This is a genomic window from Bifidobacterium myosotis, assembly GCF_002259745.1.
Taxonomy (GTDB): domain Bacteria; phylum Actinomycetota; class Actinomycetes; order Actinomycetales; family Bifidobacteriaceae; genus Bifidobacterium; species Bifidobacterium myosotis.
Map to the genome: position 1 here is coordinate 23,966 of NZ_MWWW01000027.1, position 18,303 is coordinate 42,268.

At 63.0% G+C, this 18,303-nt stretch carries 10 protein-coding genes, 2 tRNA genes and 3 pseudogenes; 10 read left to right on the plus strand and 5 right to left on the minus strand.

The annotated features are described in order from the left end of the window. Positions 1-122 precede the first annotated feature (122 nt). From BMYO_RS09780 to BMYO_RS09825, 10 genes and pseudogenes are all read left to right on the plus strand, one after another. Entirely contained in the window at positions 123-3,626 is a 3,504-nt protein-coding gene (locus tag BMYO_RS09780; RefSeq protein ID WP_094668324.1) for a DEAD/DEAH box helicase family protein, read from the plus strand. 7 nt (positions 3,627-3,633) lie between these two features. Continuing rightward, positions 3,634-4,017 (plus strand): transcriptional regulator, encoded by a 384-nt coding sequence (locus BMYO_RS09785; protein WP_094668283.1) that lies wholly within the window; start codon positions 3,634-3,636, stop codon positions 4,015-4,017. Between the two features lie 223 nt (positions 4,018-4,240). Beyond that, positions 4,241-4,867 (plus strand): ATP-dependent Clp protease proteolytic subunit, encoded by a 627-nt coding sequence (locus BMYO_RS09790; protein WP_094668284.1) that lies wholly within the window; start codon positions 4,241-4,243, stop codon positions 4,865-4,867. Between the two features lie 5 nt (positions 4,868-4,872). After that, positions 4,873-5,580, plus strand: coding sequence for an ATP-dependent Clp protease proteolytic subunit (locus tag BMYO_RS09795; protein WP_094668325.1), 708 nt, complete (start codon positions 4,873-4,875; stop codon positions 5,578-5,580). Positions 5,581-5,881: 301 nt separating this feature from the next. Further along, the gene (gene clpX / locus BMYO_RS09800) at positions 5,882-7,387 is read left to right on the plus strand and encodes an ATP-dependent Clp protease ATP-binding subunit ClpX (RefSeq protein ID WP_094668285.1); all 1,506 of its coding nucleotides are present in this window, start codon (positions 5,882-5,884) and stop codon (positions 7,385-7,387) included. An 86-nt stretch (positions 7,388-7,473) separates the two neighbouring features. Further along, a tRNA-Arg gene (locus tag BMYO_RS09805) sits at positions 7,474-7,547 on the plus strand. A gap of 29 nt (positions 7,548-7,576) precedes the next feature. Then, positions 7,577-7,650: transfer RNA gene (locus BMYO_RS09810), tRNA-Arg, on the plus strand. A gap of 216 nt (positions 7,651-7,866) precedes the next feature. Further along, positions 7,867-9,075: a MalY/PatB family protein gene (locus BMYO_RS09815; protein WP_094668286.1), complete on the plus strand. Its 1,209-nt coding sequence runs from the start codon at positions 7,867-7,869 to the stop codon at positions 9,073-9,075. A 429-nt stretch (positions 9,076-9,504) separates the two neighbouring features. Then, a pseudogene (locus BMYO_RS09820) lies at positions 9,505-10,899 on the plus strand (Na+/H+ antiporter NhaA); the annotation flags it as partial. A gap of 230 nt (positions 10,900-11,129) precedes the next feature. Then, entirely contained in the window at positions 11,130-12,047 is a 918-nt protein-coding gene (locus BMYO_RS09825) for an LOG family protein (protein WP_233428255.1), read from the plus strand. A gap of 167 nt (positions 12,048-12,214) precedes the next feature. Here BMYO_RS09825 and BMYO_RS09830 read toward each other — a convergent pair whose 3' ends face one another. From BMYO_RS09830 to BMYO_RS12650, 5 genes and pseudogenes are all read right to left on the minus strand, one after another. Continuing rightward, the gene (locus BMYO_RS09830) at positions 12,215-12,880 is read right to left on the minus strand and encodes an O-methyltransferase (protein WP_094668288.1); all 666 of its coding nucleotides are present in this window, start codon (positions 12,878-12,880) and stop codon (positions 12,215-12,217) included. Positions 12,881-12,992: 112 nt separating this feature from the next. Further along, positions 12,993-14,030, minus strand: coding sequence for a succinate dehydrogenase/fumarate reductase iron-sulfur subunit (locus tag BMYO_RS09835; protein WP_094668327.1), 1,038 nt, complete (start codon positions 14,028-14,030; stop codon positions 12,993-12,995). A gap of 138 nt (positions 14,031-14,168) precedes the next feature. Then, a pseudogene (locus BMYO_RS12470) lies at positions 14,169-14,960 on the minus strand (FAD-binding protein); the annotation flags it as partial. 150 nt (positions 14,961-15,110) lie between these two features. Beyond that, positions 15,111-16,406 (minus strand): annotated as a pseudogene (locus BMYO_RS12475) (FAD-binding protein); the annotation flags it as partial. A gap of 46 nt (positions 16,407-16,452) precedes the next feature. Then, a complete protein-coding gene (locus BMYO_RS12650) occupies positions 16,453-18,204 on the minus strand; it encodes a DNA-processing protein DprA (protein ID WP_420807311.1) in 1,752 nt (583 codons plus the stop codon). Between the last annotated feature and the right edge of the window lie 99 nt (positions 18,205-18,303).

Sequence of the window (18,303 nt, forward strand, 5' to 3'; positions counted from 1 at the left end):
ACGAAATATTCGAAAAAATCGTTAGGTTTCGATGAATCCTATGGGTTCCTAAGCAAGACGGCGGAACGCGTACAATATGCAACCAAGAACGGCGTGAAATGTGCAATCCGGCGGAGGTGGCGATGGCCAATTTCTCGTTCCTCATCGGGCAGGGCAATTATGAGATGTTCGCCGGGGCGTGCATGGACGCGGAACGGGCGTTGTCGCTATCGCCCACCATCAGCGCACTGGCCGCCAGACGCGCGTTTGAGCTGGCCGTCAAATGGGTGTACGCCGCGGACGAGACCATCAAACCGCCCTATAAAGATAACCTGCAATCGCTGATCCATGAGCCGACGTTCCGCGACGCGCTGGCGGACAACCGCCTGTGGGAATCCTTACGGTACATCATCAAGGCCGGCAATGCGGCCGCCCATCGCAATACGCAGCTCAAACCAGAAAACGCGATGTACTCCCTGCGGATACTCTTCCAGTTCATCCAATGGATCGACTACAGCTACGGCAGCCAGTACCAGAAGCGAGAGTTCGACCCTGCGCAGGTCCCCGCCGTGCAGCATATGCTCGCCGCCAAACAGCGCAAGGCGCAGGAAGACGCCGCCCGTAAAGAGTATGAAGCGCAACTCGGCGAGCAGACCAAGCACATCGCCGAACTCGAACAGCACATCCGTGCGCTGAGCGAGCAGCTCGCCGCACGCAAGGCCGAACAGCCGCCCATGCCCCAGCCTCCTGCCGATGCGCTCAGCGAGGCCGAGACCCGCCGCCGTTTCATCGACCTCGACCTGCAACTCGTCGGCTGGAACATGCAGCGCGACGTCATCGCCGAATATCCCGTCACCGGCATGGAAGGCAACCCCGGTCAACAGGGACGCATCGACTACCTGCTCAACGGCCGTGACGGGCGGCCGCTCGCCATCATCGAGGCGAAACGCACCTCATACGATCCGGCGAAAGGTCTGCAACAGGCCCGGCTGTACGTCGATTGTCTCGAGCGGCAGTTCGGTTACCGTCCGCTCATCTTCCTGTCAAACGGATACCGCACCTACATCGTGGACGACGCCAACGGCTCATACCGCGAAGTCGGCGAAGTGTTCGCCCAGGACGATCTGCAGCGCATCATCGACCGTCGCGACAACCCCATCGACCCGTCCACTGTTCCCGTCAACCGGGCGGTCGCCGGTGGTGACGGCCGATACTACCAGCTCGAAGCCATCCAGGCCGTTTGCGACAATCTCAACCAGGGCCAGCGCCGCAGCCTGCTCGTCATGGCCACCGGCACCGGCAAGACACGCGTTTCGGCGGCGCTCGCGGACGTACTCATGCGCGCGAAACTCGTCAAGAACGTGTTGTTCCTCGCCGACCGTCTCGAACTCGTCTCGCAGGCGAACAGTGCGTACGGCGAATACTATCCCAACTGGTGGTTGTGCAACCTGTGCAAGAACAAGCATGATGCTGACGCGAGCGTGGTGTTCTCCACCTACCAGACCATGATCAACGCTATCGACACGGAGGCCGGCGCGGACGGCAAGTCCGTGTTCTCGGCCGGACACTTCGACCTGATCATCGTGGATGAGGCGCATCGGTCGATCTTCAAGAAATACAAGGTGATCTTCGACCACTTCGACGCGATCATGGTGGGGCTGACCGCCACGCCCCGCAATGAGGTGGACCGCAACACCTACGACTTCTTCCAAGTGCAGCATGGCGTGCCCACCTACGTCTACGAGTACGCGACCGCGCTCAAGGACCGCGTACTTGTGCCGTACCGCAACATCGAGGCCAAAACCAAGTTCATCGACGAAGGCATCACCTACGACGACCTGTCCGACAGCGACAAGGAACGATACGAAGAGGACTTCGGCGATGACGTGGACGGCGATGACGGCAAGTCCGATATCCCCCCGCATATCGACGCCTCAGCGCTCAATACCTATGTGATGAACCCGGAGACCGTCGATACCGTTCTGCAGGATCTGCACGATAACGGCATTCGCACCGACGGAGGCGAGCGGCTCGGCAAAACCATCATCTTCGCGTCCAATCAGGTGCATGCGCGGTACATCGTCGAGCGGTATGCGCGGCTCTATCCCAAGGAATCGGCGGACGGGTTCATCAAAGCCGTGCTGCACAGCGAGGATTACGCACACAGCATCATCGACGAATTCAAGAACAAACAGAATCCGGTCATCACCGTCTCCGTCGATATGATGGACACCGGCGTGGATGTGCCCGAAGTCGTCAACCTCGTGTTCTTCAAAAAAGTGCGGTCCAAGATCAAATTCTGGCAGATGATCGGCCGCGGCACCAGACTGTGCGCCGACCTCGACTGCGTGGACGGCGGCGAGGAATACTTTGGCAAGCAGTATTTCAAGATCTTCGACTACTGCGGCAACTTCGCGTTCTTCCGCGAACAGACGAATACGGTCGAGGATAAGCCGGCCGTCTCGATCAGCGAGCGGATTTTCGCCCGTAAGGCCGAGCTCGCGCGGGCCTTCCAATCCGGCGCGTACGCCGATGACCAGCAGGTAGGCGAATGGCGTGCGGCGCTGGTGGACGACCTGTGCGGCCAGATCGGATCGTGGGATGCAAGCAAAGTCGCCGTGCGACTCAAGCGCGAATACGTCGAACGGTATCGCAATCGCGAGGCGTTCGATGCGCTGGACGAGCTCAATGTGCGCGAACTCGTCACGGAGCTCGCTCCGCTGGCCCATTACGACGATCCCGACGTGTACGCGCTGCGGTTCGATGCGCTGATGTACGGGTTCATGGTCGCCGTTGCGGCAGGGGCTTCCGCCATGGCAGGGGACTCCGACGTCGCATCGGGCGCGTCGTCCGGCGCTTCGTCAGGCGCGGCGTATGCCACGAAAATCCGTGCGCTCGCCGCAAAGCTCAACGAGCGCATGACCATTCCACAAGTGCATGAGCATAAGGAACTGATTGGCTCAATCGCACACGATGATGCGTTTCTGACCGGGCTATCGGTGACCGGACTGGAACAGTTGCGGCTGCAGCTACGCGGCCTCATACAGTTCGTGGCGGATTCCGGCGCGCGTAAGGTCATCGTCACCGACCTGACCGATCCGCTGATCGAACGTACGGAAAACCAGCCGTTCGACATGGCTGAGCATTACGAGGACTACAAGCTCAAGGTCAACCGGTACATCAATGCCCATAACAACGAGGGCGCGATTCGCAAACTGCGCTATAACGAGCCGCTGGACGCCGATGACTACAGTGAGCTCGAACGTATCCTCGTGCATAAGCTCGGTTCCCGAATCGAATACGAGACGTCGTTCGGGCCGTTGCCATTCGGGCTGTTGGTCCGGCGTATCGCCAAACTCGACCATCAGGCGGCGATGGATGCGTTCGCGGAGTTCATCAACTCGCACACGCTCAATCAGGCGCAAATCGCCTTCCTGCACACGGTCGTAGACTACATCGAATGCAACGGCTACCTCGACCCCGAACAGTTGGGCAAACCACCGTTCGACAGGCCACGCCCGCTGTTCAAACTGTTCGATTCCAAGCAGGCTCTGGACTTGGTGCTCTGCATCCGTAGGGTCCGGGAGAACGCGATGCCGCCGGGGGATGCCGCCTCGGGTGAGACTGCGGTTCAAGGAAGGGCTTAGGAGGTATATGTCCGAGAACACCGAGGACCGCAAGGCTTTGGCGGCGATCGATGGCGAGCCGCTGAACGAGCAGATCGCCTATTACCGCAAGCCGTTCATGGTGCTGTGGGCCGCCATCCAGGAGGCCTCCAGCGAACTAGCCGAGGATTACGGACTGAGTCAGGACATGGCCCAGTTGTGGGTGGCCGAGCGGATGCGGCAGGTCTCCGATTCGCTGGTCGACCGGCTCGCGGAGAAGGCCGTGGCGCACGGCTCCAGCAAGTCGAACGTCGCCCGCGCGGCCGGCGCCAGCCCGGCCAACGCCGAACGACGGTTCCCGCGGCTCAAGAATGACGGCGCCCGCACACAGGAGCGGCTTCTCATCGACGACGTGCTCGACACGTTGGAATAGCCGGATGCCGGAGTCTGCGGATGCCTGTATGGCTGGCGGTTTGTGCGACTGGCGGTTTGTCGCGACTGGCGGTGAACGGTCGCGGTCGCGTACGGTGGCTGCGGTCGCGTACCGTGGCTGCGGTCGCCTACGCTGGCCGCCGAAATCGGGATGAAAGCCGTTGCCGGTCGCTTCAAGGCGGTAGTCTGAACAATGTTCGAGTTTTGAGTTAAGGAGAATCAAGGTGAGCAATACCTTTGCGACCTTGCCGGTCATGGCGGGCGATGACGTCCCGGCCGGCCCCGTCGACCCGATTTTCAACCGTCTGCTGAAGGACCGCATCATCTGGATGGGTGAAGAGGTCAAGGACGATATGGCCAACCGCATCTGCGCCCAGCTGCTGATGCTGGCCGCCGAGGACCCGAAGAAGGACATCTGGCTGTACATCAACTCCCCGGGCGGCTCCATCACCGCCGGCATGGCCATCTACGACACCATGCAGCTCATCGAGCCGGACGTGGCCACCGTGGGTCTGGGCATGTGCGCCTCCATGGGCCAGTTCCTGCTGAGCTCCGGCACCAAGGGCAAGCGCTACCTGACCTCGCACGCCCGTGTGCTCATGCACCAGCCGTCCGGCGGCATCGGCGGCACCACCACCGATGTGCGCATCAACGCCGAGCTCATCATGGACATGAAGAAGACCATGGCCGAGCTGACCGCCGAGCAGACCGGTCACACGGTCGAGGAGATTTATCGCGACAACGAGTACGACCACTGGTTCACCGCCAAGGAGGCGCTGGACTACGGCTTCGTCGACAAGCTCGTGACCACGCCGGACACCATCGGCAACGACACCAAGCAGGGGGAGTGAGCATCATGGCAAGTGAAGAAGCGAAGTTCGCGGCCCGCGCCGACCGTCTGGCCGGCGCCCGTGGCGTGGCCGGATTCATGCCGGCGGCGGCCCGCGCCGCGCGCGATGCGGCGATGCCGACCAGCCGTTACGTCATGCCGCAGTTCGTGGAGAAGACCCCGTATGGCATGAAGACCCAGGACGCCTACTCCCGTCTGTTCGAGGATCGCATCATCTTCCTCGGTGTGCAGGTGGACGACGCCTCCGCCGACGATGTGATGGCCCAGCTGCTGGTCCTCGAATCGCAGGACCCGAACCGCGACGTGATGATGTACATCAACTCGCCCGGCGGTTCGATGACGGCCATGACCGCCATCTACGACACCATGCAGTACATCAAGCCGGACGTGCAGACCGTCTGCCTCGGCCAGGCGGCCTCCGCGGCGGCCATCCTGCTGGCCTCCGGTGCCAAGGGCAAGCGTCTCATGCTGCCGAACGCCCGTGTGCTCATCCATCAGCCGGCCATCGACCAGGGCTTCGGCAAGGCCACCGAGATCGAGATCCAGGCTCGCGAGATGCTGCGCATGCGTGAGTGGCTCGAGAACACGCTCGCCAAGCACACCGGTCAGGATGTGGAGAAGATTCGCCGCGACATCGAGGTGGATACCTTCCTGACCGCGCCCGAAGCCAAGGAATACGGCATCGTGGACGAGGTGCTCGAGCACCGTCAGTGAGTCCGGCGGGGACGCGTCGGTAGCGACTCACCAAGTGCGCGACGGGCTTCCCTGTTCATCATCGCAATACCCTCGGCCGACGTCGACCGGGGGTATGGTGTCATCTAAAGGTCTTTTCCGGGCCGCTCCCTGTCTGCCGGTGGTTCGTTGTTTACGGCTGGTAGGGGAATAGGCGATTCGGCGATTCCGCGGAACCGGCGATTCAGCGGATTGGCCGAATGCATCCATTCCGGCAATGTTCGGCAGGACGGGTGCATCGGGAAAACGGTCGCGCAGCGAGGCAACAGGCAAAGGAGATGCCATGGGACGGGTGGTCAGCTACAACGAGGAGATTCCCCGTTGCACGTTCTGCAACAAGACCGAACGTCAGGTGAAGAAGTTGGTGGCCGGTCCCAACGCCTCCATCTGCGACGAATGCATTCAGCTGTGCGTCGAGATCATCTCCGAAGAACGGGCCAAGGACGCCGAAGTCAATACGCTCGTGCTGCCCAAGCCCGTTCAGATCTTCGAGTATCTCAACCGGTACGTGGTCGGGCAGGAGGATGCCAAGCGGGCCCTGTCCGTGGCCGTGTACAACCACTACAAACGCGTCAACATGGAACTGCGTGAAGGTGCCGAGCGTCTGGAGGGCGGTCGGCGTGCTGGCGGCGACGCCATGTCGTCCGCGGATCAGGAGATTTTCGGGGAAGCGGGCGGAGCCGGTGGCGGACTTGACGGATTCGTTGGCGGTATCAGCGGCGAATCTGGAAGCGTTCCGTCATCTGTGCCGTCCTCCTATGGCCAAGGCACCGTCTCGCGGCATCGGCGCGCGCGTGCGGCCTCTCGGCGGCGGAACGACTCCTTGGCCGACGTCGAGGTTGCCAAGTCGAACATCCTGCTGCTCGGGCCCACCGGCGTGGGCAAGACCTATCTCGCCCAGTCGCTGGCCCGCGTGATGAACGTGCCATTCGTCATCACGGACGCCACCACCCTCACCGAGGCGGGATACGTGGGCGACGACGTGGAGACCGTGCTCCAACGGCTTCTGCAGGCCGCCGACGGTGATGTCGCGCGCGCCCAACACGGCATTGTCTACATCGACGAGATAGACAAGATCGCGCGCAAATCCGGCGAAAACACCTCCATCACCCGCGACGTGTCCGGCGAGGGCGTGCAGCAGGCGCTGCTGAAGATTCTCGAGGGGACCATCGCCGCCGTGCCTCTGGAGGGCACCCGCAAGCACAAGGAGCAGGAGACCGTGCAGATGGACACGCGCGACATCCTGTTCGTGTGCGGTGGGGCGTTCGTGGGGCTTACCGACATTGTGCGTAGGCGACTTGGACGACGGGAAAGCGGGTTCGGCGTGAACTGGCATGACGCCGATCTCAAGGACGACGAACTGCTGGAGCAGGTCAATGCGGACGATCTGGCCGAATTCGGTTTGCTGCCTGAATTCATCGGGCGTCTGCCCGTCATCAGCGTCCTCAAGGAGCTGACCGTGGACGATCTGAGCGCGATTCTGACGCAGCCGGCCAACGCGTTGGTCAAGCAGTACCGCAAGTTGTTCGCCGTGGACGGCGTCGACCTTCAGTTCACCGAACAGGCCATACGGGCCATCGCCGATACGGCCATCTCTCAGGGCATTGGGGCACGCGGACTGCGCTCGATCATCGAACGCACCTTGCAGGACACCATGTTCCAGTTGCCCAGCCTCGACGATGTGCGGCAGGTGATTGTGGACCGCGCGTCCGTGGAGGGGGCCAGCAGTCCGAAATTACTGCGTGAGCCGACGTACGAGTCATATGGTGAACAGCGAAAAACCGCATGATTTCAACGAGACACGCCGAATGACGACTCAAGTTGCATAGTCGGTTCGTACGTGTATTATATATCGAGTTGTTTGAACGACAACATGCGCCAGTAGCCCAGCGGATTAGAGCAGCTGACTACGGATCAGCAGGTCGCAGGTTCGAATCCTGTCTGGCGCACTCCCGAACCACGGGGACAACAGTGGTATGCGCCGGTAGCCCAGCGGATTAGAGCAGCTGACTACGGATCAGCAGGTCGCAGGTTCGAATCCTGTCCGGCGCACGATAAGCCTCGGTGGCGAAATGCTTCCGAGGTTTTTCAATATTGGTCCATTTTCGACGGCGATCCAGTGGTTCTGACTTCCTCTGATGCGGGAGCTTCCGTCGAAAGACGGGTGGGGAGAGATTCATCGTTATTCGTCACGGAAATTCGCCGTCATTCGTCACAATCCGCCATTACGATGGTCCGGGTTGTTTCTCTGGGAGTGAGAGGAACGTGATGACGCAGGCGCAGCAGATCCGATACGATTTCGATTCCATTCTGGAACGGCACGGTTCGACGTCCATCAAATGGCATGAAATCGAGGAGGAGATGGGTCCCGACAGCCGCGATGTGGTGCCTCTGTCCGTGGCGGACATGGAGTTCAAGCCCGCGCCCGAAATCGTCGAGGCCTTGGTCACGTCCGCCGCCAACGATGTGTTCGGCTACGACTACGCCACCGACGACTATTTCGCGGCCCTCACCGGTTGGATGTCGCGTCGTCACGGTTTCGACATGGACCCGTCCTGGGTGAGCCTGTCCGACGGCGTCATGCCGGCCATCAACACGGCTCTGCGCGCCGTCACGCACCCCGGCGACAAGGTCATCATCCAGCGGCCCGTCTACTACCCGTTCACGTACGCCGCCGAACGCAACGGCCTGACCATCCTCGACAACGAACTGTTCCTGGACGAGGCGGCCGGACGATACGCCATCGATTTCGACGACTTGGAGTCCAAAGCCTCCGATCCGCGCACGACCGCGATGATTCTGTGCAATCCGCACAATCCGGTCGGCCGTGTCTGGACCGCCGACGAGTTGCGGCGCATCGGCGACATCTGTCTGAAGCACGGTGTGATCGTCCTATGTGACGAAATCCACGCCGATTTCGCCTACCCCGGCCATCAGGTCACGATGTTCTCCGCGTTGGGGGAGGAGTACGCCGCCAATGTATTCGAATTCACCGCGCCGACCAAGACCTTCAATCTGGCCGGTCTGCTGTGCTCCAACGTCATCATCCCCAACTGCGATCTCAAGCGCCGCTTTGACATCGCGGCCGAGAACATCGGCGGACTGACCGTGAGCCACTTCGGTCTGGTAGCCTGCCAGGCCGCATACAACCACGCCGCAGAATGGTTGGATGAACTGATGATTGTACTGGAACGCAACCTCGGGCTCGTTCGCGAGTTCGCAGAACACACGGACGGCATTCGCCTGATCGAGCCCGAGGGCACGTATCTGGCGTGGATCGATTGCAGAGGGCTCGGGTTCGCCTCGCCGGAGGCGTTGCGCACGTTCCTGCGCGAGAAGGGCCGCGTCTGGTTCGATGAAGGCTCCCTGTTCGGCCATTCCGGTGACTACTTCGAGCGCGTCAATCTGGCGTGTCCGACCGCAATGCTCGAGCGTGTCCTGACCCGTCTGGGGCAGGCGCTGGCATCCCGCCGCTGACTCGCGGGCACCGGACGATTGCCCCGGTCCCGCGAACGGCTATTTGGGCCCGCGGACAATCCGGTATCTTTGCCGGAAGTCCGCTGATGCCACTCCATGTCCTACGCCAGAAATTCGTCGGCGAAAGTGACCAGCCCTCAGTTCCGCTTTTGCTGGCCAGCTCCTCTGACAAGGGCGCCAAAAGAAAATCAACGAATTGTCACAGGACACTGGATAAGGCACGTCTGCGGCATCGCCGGCTTAGCCAGTGGCGGAACGTCCGTGGATATTTCGTAGTATGGACGGTGTGTGTGACGGTCCGACTCCGGTTATGGGTGCACGTCGCGAGAGGTGAGATTGCACAAACGGCGGACCATGTGCACGGTCGATGACGGAACCGTCTGATAGGAAGAACAGTAGGAATCGGGAGAGCCGAGAGACAAGGAGCGGATGATGGCGAACAGCGTGGTGAAGCAAGGGCCATGGGCCGCAATTCGCAGACTTGCCGCATCCGACCGTGTGTCGGGTCTGATTATGCTCGGGTTCGCATTGGTCGGCCTGGTGGCGGCCAACCTGCCGATGACCTACCATCTCTTCGAGTCCATCGCGGAGACGCAGATCGGCATCCCCTACACCAACATCGATCTGCCGATTGGGCATTGGGCGCAGGACGGCCTGCTCACCATCTTCTTCCTGACCGTCGGACTTGAGCTCAAACAAGAGCTCACCACCGGTTCATTGGCCAATCCCAAGGCTGCGGCCGTGCCGATGCTGTGCGCGGCGGGCGGCATGCTCATGCCCCCGATACTGTTCGTGATCGTGGCCGCGCTGTTCTCGCAATACGGTCCGGGAGGTGTGGGCAATGTGGTGCTCCCCAGCACGGGGAGCATAGTCCCGTTCGGTGAGATGGCCCATGGCTGGGCGGTGCCCACGGCCACGGACATCGCGTTCTCGCTGGCCGTGCTCGCCTTGTTCGCCAAAGGACTGCCCGGTTCGATCCGCGCGTTCCTCATGACCCTCGCCACCGTGGACGATCTGCTGGCCATCATTCTGATCGCCGTGTTCTTCTCCTCCCTCAACGATTGGTACTGGTTCCTGGGCATCGCGGCGTGCACGGCCGTCTGGACGGTGCTGGTGCGTATGAAGCGCGTGCCCTGGATCGCGGTGGGCGTCGTCGGCATCCTCGCGTGGGTGATGATGTTCGAGGCCGGCGTGCATCCCACGCTCGCCGGTGTGCTGGTCGGCTTGTTCACCCCCTCCCGCGAGATGCACGGCGAGGCCACGCCTCGCGCCGAACGGTACGCCTCCAAGCTGCAGCCGTTCTCCGCGCTGCTCGCGCTGCCGATCTTCGCCCTGTTCGCCACCGGTGTGCACTTCGCCGAGCTGACGCCCGAACTCATGCTCTCGCCGGTGGTCATCGCACTCATCGTGGCGCTGGTCGTCGGCAAGCCGCTCGGCATCATCGCCACCGCCTGGGTGGCGACCCATCTGGGTGGACTCAATATGCCGAAGGGGCTGAAGGTGCGGGACATGATCCCCACCGCGTGCGCCTGCGGCATCGGCTTCACCGTGTCCTTCCTCATCGCATCGCTGGCGTACAGCAACGCGGAGCTTTCGGCGGAGGCCCGGTTCGGCGTGCTGGTTGGATCGCTGATTTCCGCGTTGATTGCCGGTATCCTGCTGAGCCGTCAGTCGAAGCGATTCGCTCTGGAGACATCCGCCAAGGCGGTTCGCGGACAGGGATCGGACCATGAGACGGATACCGGTCATGTGATCGAGGAGCATGCTGGTACGCTGGCCGATGGCACACAGAGCGTGACCATGGATGCGTTCACCCCCGAGGAGATCGCCGAAATGAGGGCCAAGCGCCAGCGGCAGGCCGAGCAGAGCGGACGCGCATCCAATACGATCAAGGAGATAATCAGATGGCCAAGAAGCAGAAGAAGGCCAAGAAAGCCGAAGCCGGGAAGGACACCGAAGAGGCACTGAACGAGACGAACGAGACGACGTCGCGGAAGCATCCGAAGAAGCACAAGCATGACGGGGAGCCGGCTTTGTCCACGTCTGCGGAGGCGATGACGGCTGAGGCGGAAGAGATGACGGATGCTGCGGCTGGAGACGAGGCTGCCGGGTCTGTTGCCGGGACCGCTACCGCTGACGGGACGGATACGCAGGGTGATGCTTCGGCGGCCGCGGATGCTTCAGATGCCGCGGATGCTTCGAATGCGGTGACCGCGCCTGTGGAGCCGGTCGATCTGGAGGACGCCTCGCCGCTTGGCGACACCTATCATCGCGGTCCGGTGATTCTGCGCGGTCAGATGATTCCCAAGGACAACACCACCGCCAATCTTCTGAAACCCGACGCGGATACCGATTGGCTGCATATGGATCCGTGGCGCGTGCTGCGCATTCAATCGGAGTTCGTGGACGGGTTCGGCGCGCTTGCCGAGCTGGGGCCTGCGGTCGCGATTTTCGGTTCGGCGCGCACCCCGCGTACCGATCCCGTGTACAAGGCCGCCCGTCGCATGGGCAGTCAGATCGCCAAGCGCAACATTGCCGTCATCACCGGCGGCGGGCCGGGCGTCATGGAGGCCGCGAACAGGGGAGCGGCGCTCGCGGGCGGCAAGTCGGTGGGACTCGGTATCGAGCTGCCGCATGAGCAGGGACTTAACCAGTGGGTGAATCTTGGCATGAGCTTCCGGTACTTCTTCGTCCGCAAGACCATGTTCGTCAAGTACGCCTCCGGTGTGATCGTATGCCCGGGAGGCTTCGGCACGCTGGACGAGATGTTCGAATTATTGACCCTCGTGCAGACCCACAAGGTCGCCAACATGCCGGTCGTTTTGTACGGCGAAGAGTATTGGCAGGGCCTGTTTGACTGGCTTAACGGCCCGGTCTCGGATCATGGCATGATCTCCGCCATCGATCCGCATCTGGTCACGCTGACCGACGATCCCGACGAGGCCGTGAAGCTCGTCACTAAGGGACTCTGACCTCGCTCTGACCTCATCGGCGCGGTTATTCCGCAACTATTCCGCAACAAACTGTACCGGCGCTTTTCCGTGCAAGACCAAGTTTCGTGCGTGTCGTCGGTCTGTTGTGGCTGGCACCTCGGCCGTTGTCGGGTTGCGATCTCAGATCATTAGATCGCGCAGCCCAATCACTGCTTGACGGCAATCAGCATGCCGGTGCCGTCCGGCGTGAGGGTGGAGGTGAAGCCCTCGTCCTGTTCAACGGTGGCGATGAGCTCGCGCATGGCCACCGTCTTATCGCTGCGGTCGGCTGCATTGAGCACGCCTCCCTGTTCGGAGGCCAGCGCCAGCACATCGGTGAAGACGATGGCGCCATGCTCACGCAGCAAACGCGATGCCTGGGCGAATGTGGAGGCGTAGTTCTCCGGGTCGCCCGCCACGACGATGAGATCGTAGTCATGGGCGTTCAGTCGCGGCAGAAACACGCTGGTCGGCGCGTTCACCGCTCGCAGTGAGGTGTCGGTGACGTCCTGCAAGGCCGTGAACGCCTTGCGAATCAGCATGATTCCCTGCGCGGAGGAGTCCACGGCCGTCAGCTGGCCGGCACCGTTCAGCGCATGCATCAGCTGCAGCGTCTCCACCAGAGAGCCGGTGCCCACCGCAATCACCGACGACGCGCCGGTGAGCTGTACCAGAAGACCCAGCAGTCGCGCCTGGGCGGCCGGTCCTTGAAGCTGCCCGGCCTGATCGGCTGTGGCGCGGGCGTCGGCGATGGTGTCCGGCTCGAGCTCCCGGGCATGCTCCTCGGTGAATTCCCAAGCCTTGGCGAGATTCGTGTATTGCGTCTTGTCCATGATCTTCGATTCCTTCTCGTATCGTCCAGCCGGCTTCGTCTCAGGTCTGGGCGCGTGTGCCGCGATGCGTGCCGTCATCCGGCTGTTTTGCCGTCTGCGTACGCTGCGGCGTTCAGCGTTCGCGTACCTTGGCCACGATCTGCCACATCTCCTCGCCGACATCGATGCCGCGCGGGCAGTGACGGGAGCAGGCGCGTACGGACTGGCAGGCCGCCACGCCGTCCGCGGTGTCGATGGCATCCATGCGGGCCATGGCCTTGGTGTCGCGCGAATCGTTGATGAAGCGGGAGGACCAGACCAGTGCGGCAGGGCCGATGAACGCGTCGCCGCCGGCGAACACCGGGCAGGAGCCTTCGCATACGCCGCACGCGATGCAGTTGCTCAGCGTCTCATACTTGGCCAGCTGATCCGGATGCTGCAGGTATTCGAACACATCCACTTTGCCTTCGGACGTGGTGGCCAGCACGCCATCGGCCTGCAGGTAGGGGGTGAGCTTTCTGATCTGATTCAGCATCGGGTCGATGTCCGCGATGAGGTCGCGCTGCGGAGGGAAGCCGGGCAGGGGAGCGAGCTCGATGACGCCGAGGGAGCCGGAGGCCGCTTGGGTGTTCGACACGGCACTGGTCGCGGCGGCGGCATCGGTGGCGTTCTTGGCATTGGCATCAGTACGGTCGGCGCCGTCGATGGAGAGCGCGCCTGTAGCCGTCGCTTCAGATTCGGCGGGAACGGCCCGTTCGGAGCCGATATGGCGGAAGCCCTCGTCATCGACCTGTGGCAGGGCGCTGGGCTGCTTCGCCCAGTCGCGGACGGAGGCGGTGCACAACAGGGTCGGCGTGCCGTTGATGGATACGGCGTCGGAGCCGCACATGCCGTGGCCGCACGAATAGCGGAACGCCAGCGTGGGGTCCACCGTGCGCTTGATGGTCATCAGGCAATCCAGAACCGTATCTTCGGGACGGGCGGGAATGGTGTACTCCTGCACCCACTGCTTGCCGCGCGGACGACGACGTGCGGAGGCATCGGCTCCGCCGCCGAATGGTGAGCTTTTCCGGGCGAACGGGCTACCTCCGCGAGCACGTTCCGCACGCTCGGCGCGCGGCGTGAAACGATGCACCTGCAACGTGACGGTCGTGTAGTTCGCCTCAGCCATCATCTGCCTCCATGACGTCGATATTCAGCCAACTTATTGTGCCACAAGCCCTAGGCGTGCGGCACAATAAGTTGGCCTTCGATTGGGGAGACTCCGGAAAGACCACTGTAGGCCCGAGCGATCGCTCGATTGCGGGATTCAGTATGCGCGGCTCTGGGGCGGGTAATCGGCGATATGCACCGGTTGCCACGTTTGGCTGGTGGATGCCGCATCGGCGCCGTTCGACGGGGTGATCCGGGTCATGGAGTGCGCCAGGAACCGCTCGTCGTTGCGTCCGGGATGGTCCAGCCTCTGCAGGGAACCGCGGGATTCCTCGCGGGCGTTGCTGGCATCGAGCATGGCTTGTGCGAGAAGCAGGAGATGCCGTGCCTCCCAAATCGCGGTGACCTCCTGATTGAACGCGGCGGTCTTGTCGTGCGCGCGCAGGGCCGCCGCAGCCGGTGCGATGACTTCCGCGATCTGCTGCTTCGCCGTTTCAATGGTGTCACGGCTGCAGCGCACGGCCAGCGCACGGTCCATGATCGTGCCCAGTCGGGCCATGAGCGCGTAGGGGTTATCGAGTGCCTCCCCGGTCGCTGCCGAGGTGCCGGAATTCCCGTCCGACGGTGTTTCGGCCTCGTCCGGGGCCGGCTCGCCGTCGATGGCCGCATCGGGGCCTGCAAGCAAGGCGTTCAGCTCGGACGTACGGTCGCTTGCGGCCTTGTCCACGGCGGCGATCAGCGGTTCGTCGGCTTCCTCGCTGGATTCGTCGGCCATGGGGGAGTCCACCGGATTCTCCGCGATGCGTGCGGCCAGGGCATGGCCGGCTCGCGTGCCGAACAGGCATGCGTCAAGCAGCGAGTTGCCACCGAGACGGTTCGCGCCATGCACGGAGACGCAGGAGCATTCGCCGGCGGCGAACAGTCCTTCGACGATCACGCGACGACCGGTGGTCTGGGCGGGGGCAATTACGTCGTCGGCTCCGTTGTTGTCGGCATTGCCGTTACCGGTATTGCCATTGCCGGTGTGTTCCGGGCTGGTGTGCTCCGGGCTGGTGTGTTCCGTGCCGGCTGCCGTCGGGCTCTGCCCGTTCTGCGTGGCCCACCGGTACACCTCTCCCTCCGTGGTGACGGGGATGCCGCCCATCGTGTAATGCGCGGTGGGCTTGATCGGCACCCAGTCCTTGGCCGGGTCGAGATTCGCATATTGTTCGATGGTCTCCACCACCTGAGGCAGCGTCTCACGCATATGCTGCGTTTCGATACCGGTCATATCGAGCCAGACGCAGTCCTTCGGCCCATCCGGGTCCTTCGGATCGGCGACGCCGCGACCCGCATCGATCTCCGCCATGATGGAACGGGATACCACGTCTCGTGCCGCCAGATCCCGGTGTTCCGGAGCATAGCGCTCCATGAACGCCTCACCATCGGCGTTCCTCAGAATGCCGCCCTCGGCACGGGCCGCTTCGGAGAGCAGGATGCCGGTATGGGCCAGACCGGTGGGATGGAACTGCACGAATTCGATGTCCTCGAGCTGCAGCCCGGACGCCAGGGCCAGCGCCATGCCGTCACCGGTCAGGTCCCACGAGTTGGACGTGGTATGGAACAGTCGGCCCGCACCGCCGGTGGCGATAAGCACGTTGCGTGCATGAATGGCCTGGATCTTGCCGGTATGGGTGTCCATCGCCACGATGCCGGCCACACGACCGCCCCGACCGTCCGCATGAAGCGGCGCAGCTTGATTTGAGGCGGACGCGCCGTTGCCAGCGTCTTCCGAGTTGCCTGCGTTGTCGGTGCCGTTCGCGACGAATCGATAAGGGTCGGCGGCCGAGTCGGCCTCGTTCGCCAGCACCAGATCGGTCACGTACCACTCCTCGGCGAATTCGACGCCCTGTGCCACACACTGCTGCCATAAGGTGTGCAGAATCTGATGACCGATACGGTCGGCCGCGTAGGCGGCACGCTTGACCGGCTCGCCGCCGAAATCACGGGTATGACCGCCGAAACGACGCTGGGCGATATGACCATCCTCGGTACGGGAGAACGCCACGCCCTGCCGCTCCAGATTGATCACGGTCTCCGGCGCGTATTCGGCGAGCAGCTTGGCCGCATCCTGATCGACAAGCCAGTCGCCGCCCTTGATGGTGTCGTAGTAATGCCAATGCCAGTCGTCGGATTCCACATTGCCCAGGCTCGCCGCGATGCCGCCCTCCGCGGAACCGGTGTGCGAGCGCAGCGGCTGCAGCTTGGAGACCACCAGGATCTTCGGGTCCACGCCCTGCTCCCTGAGGTCGCCGATTTCAGGGGATCGCAGCAATCCCAACGCCGCCGACAAGCCGGCCGCGCCGGCGCCCACGATCACCGCATCGTACATATCTTCCAAACGTTTCGGACTCATGGTGTTGATTCTCGCACACCCGCCGGTCAGTGCGACGTGCCCGCCATCACCGCACGCGGTCGCTCAGCATCACGCCGTCCGCCTGCCGCGTGACCACCCCCTTGAGTTCAAGGGCGCCGAGCAGCTCAAGCACGGTGCCGATATTCGGAATCTCGTCGTTATGCAGTTCTCGCGCCACACGCAACAGGGCGTCCGGGGTGACGATGAGATGCCTTCTGCGGCATTCACGGATAAGCCCCACCATCTCCCGCTGCGGTTCCGGTAACGTGTTCGGGTCGATGCGCGGCTCCGCGTCCTCCTGCGACTTGGATGGGGCACGCAGATCGGGCATGCGTCGTGTTGAGGTGCCGGCATGGGCGTCCTGATGGCAATGGTCGCCAACTGGGCCGTCATCGTACCGGCTGATCGGATTCGATTGGAGCGTCGTCTGCATCAACGTTGTCTGCATCAGCGTCGGTTGGTTGCCATCGGTCGGGGAGCGACGTGCCTCGGATGCGTCGGAGGCGGTGCGGGATCCATGCGGTGCGATGTCCGGCATGCGTTGCTTCGCCGATGAGGGCATGCCGCCGGACGCCGGTTTCATGGCGCGGGTATTGGACGGCCGACCGGGAGGTGCGGAACGGCTTGGGCGATGGTCCGCGGCTCGAGTCGGAGAGGTCGGGGATGCGGCGCCTTCGGCGGCTGTTCCGGTTGCGGTCTCCTCTTCGGCGGGCAAGGATGCGTCGTTGGAAGCCGCGGATTGTGCCGTCTCGTGTATGGGCTGACTCGCGGAACCGGCCTTCGACAGCGTTCCCGGCGGACCGGCGTACGCGGTCATGATGGGCCGATGGCGTTCGTGGCAGATGTCCTCGGTGGATGTGGCGGCGCACAGCAGAATCGCACGATGGTCGCTGATCATCTTGTTGCATCCGGCATTGCCGGGCTGGTTGATGTCGCCCGGCACCGCATACACTTCGCGCATGAGCTCGCATGCCCAACCGGCGGTGTTAAGCGCTCCGGAGCGGAGTCTGGCCTGCGCCACCACCAGTGTGGAGGAGAGTGCGGCGATGATGCGGTTGCGCAGCAGGAAACGTCTGGCCTCGGGGATGGTGTTCGGGCAATGCTCGCTGATGAGCGCGCCGCCCTGCGCCTCAATGCGCTCGAAAAGGGTTCGGTTGCGCATCGGTCCCATATGGTTGAGCCCGCCGGCGAACACGGCCACGGTTTTGCCCACATTGGCGGGATTGCGGCCGTGCAGCGCGTTCAACGCGCCCCAATGCGCGGCGGCATCCGTGCCCATCGCGCCACCGGAGACCACCAGATGCCCGGCCGCCGCGGCCTGTTCGGCCATGGTGTGTGCGACGTAGCGTCCGTATTCGTTGACGTCCCGCGAGCCGACAATGCCGATGGGGTTGGGACAGCTGGTCAGCGCTCGCGGGTCCCCGCGTATCCACAAGCATAGCGGCGGCGCCCAGTCCGAGCGGATGGCCAGATCGGCCAGCTGGTGGGGCCAACAGGGATGGTCGGGGCCGATGAGCCACATCGTGCCGTCCACGGTGAACCAGTTCGCCAGCTGCATTATGTCCTGTGAGGGTAGGTCCCGCATGCGGTTGTGCCAGGAGGCCAGCGACGTGCGGAAGGACGCCATCATATCCGTCGAAACGCTACGGCCCCATCGGGTGATGCCGTTGACGAACATGCGGTCGATACGGCCCAAGGCGGGGCCGGAGACGTTGTCGGGATTGCTTGGATGCGATTGCGCCAAGGCATGCCACAGGCTTTCGGCACTGGGCGCGCCCTTGAGTGTGGCGTACATCATCACATCGGTGCCATCCAAGCAGAAGGTGAGCGCCGCACGGTAGAGCGCCTCGATGGTGGGAGCCGGAATCGCGGCGGGGCGTGGCGAGGAATGCTGGAC

Coding starts and splice junctions, on each gene's coding strand:
- clpX (WP_094668285.1), top strand. CDS start 5,882: ATGGGACGGGTGGTCAGCTACAACGAGGAGATTCCCCGTTGCACGTTC.
- BMYO_RS09795 (WP_094668325.1), top strand. CDS start 4,873: ATGGCAAGTGAAGAAGCGAAGTTCGCGGCCCGCGCCGACCGTCTGGCC.
- BMYO_RS09830 (WP_094668288.1), bottom strand. CDS start 12,880: ATGGACAAGACGCAATACACGAATCTCGCCAAGGCTTGGGAATTCACC.
- BMYO_RS09815 (WP_094668286.1), top strand. CDS start 7,867: ATGACGCAGGCGCAGCAGATCCGATACGATTTCGATTCCATTCTGGAA.
- BMYO_RS12650 (WP_420807311.1), bottom strand. CDS start 18,204: ATGATGTACGCCACACTCAAGGGCGCGCCCAGTGCCGAAAGCCTGTGG.
- BMYO_RS09835 (WP_094668327.1), bottom strand. CDS start 14,030: ATGGCTGAGGCGAACTACACGACCGTCACGTTGCAGGTGCATCGTTTC.
- BMYO_RS09785 (WP_094668283.1), top strand. CDS start 3,634: ATGTCCGAGAACACCGAGGACCGCAAGGCTTTGGCGGCGATCGATGGC.
- BMYO_RS09780 (WP_094668324.1), top strand. CDS start 123: ATGGCCAATTTCTCGTTCCTCATCGGGCAGGGCAATTATGAGATGTTC.
- BMYO_RS09825 (WP_233428255.1), top strand. CDS start 11,130: ATGACGGCTGAGGCGGAAGAGATGACGGATGCTGCGGCTGGAGACGAG.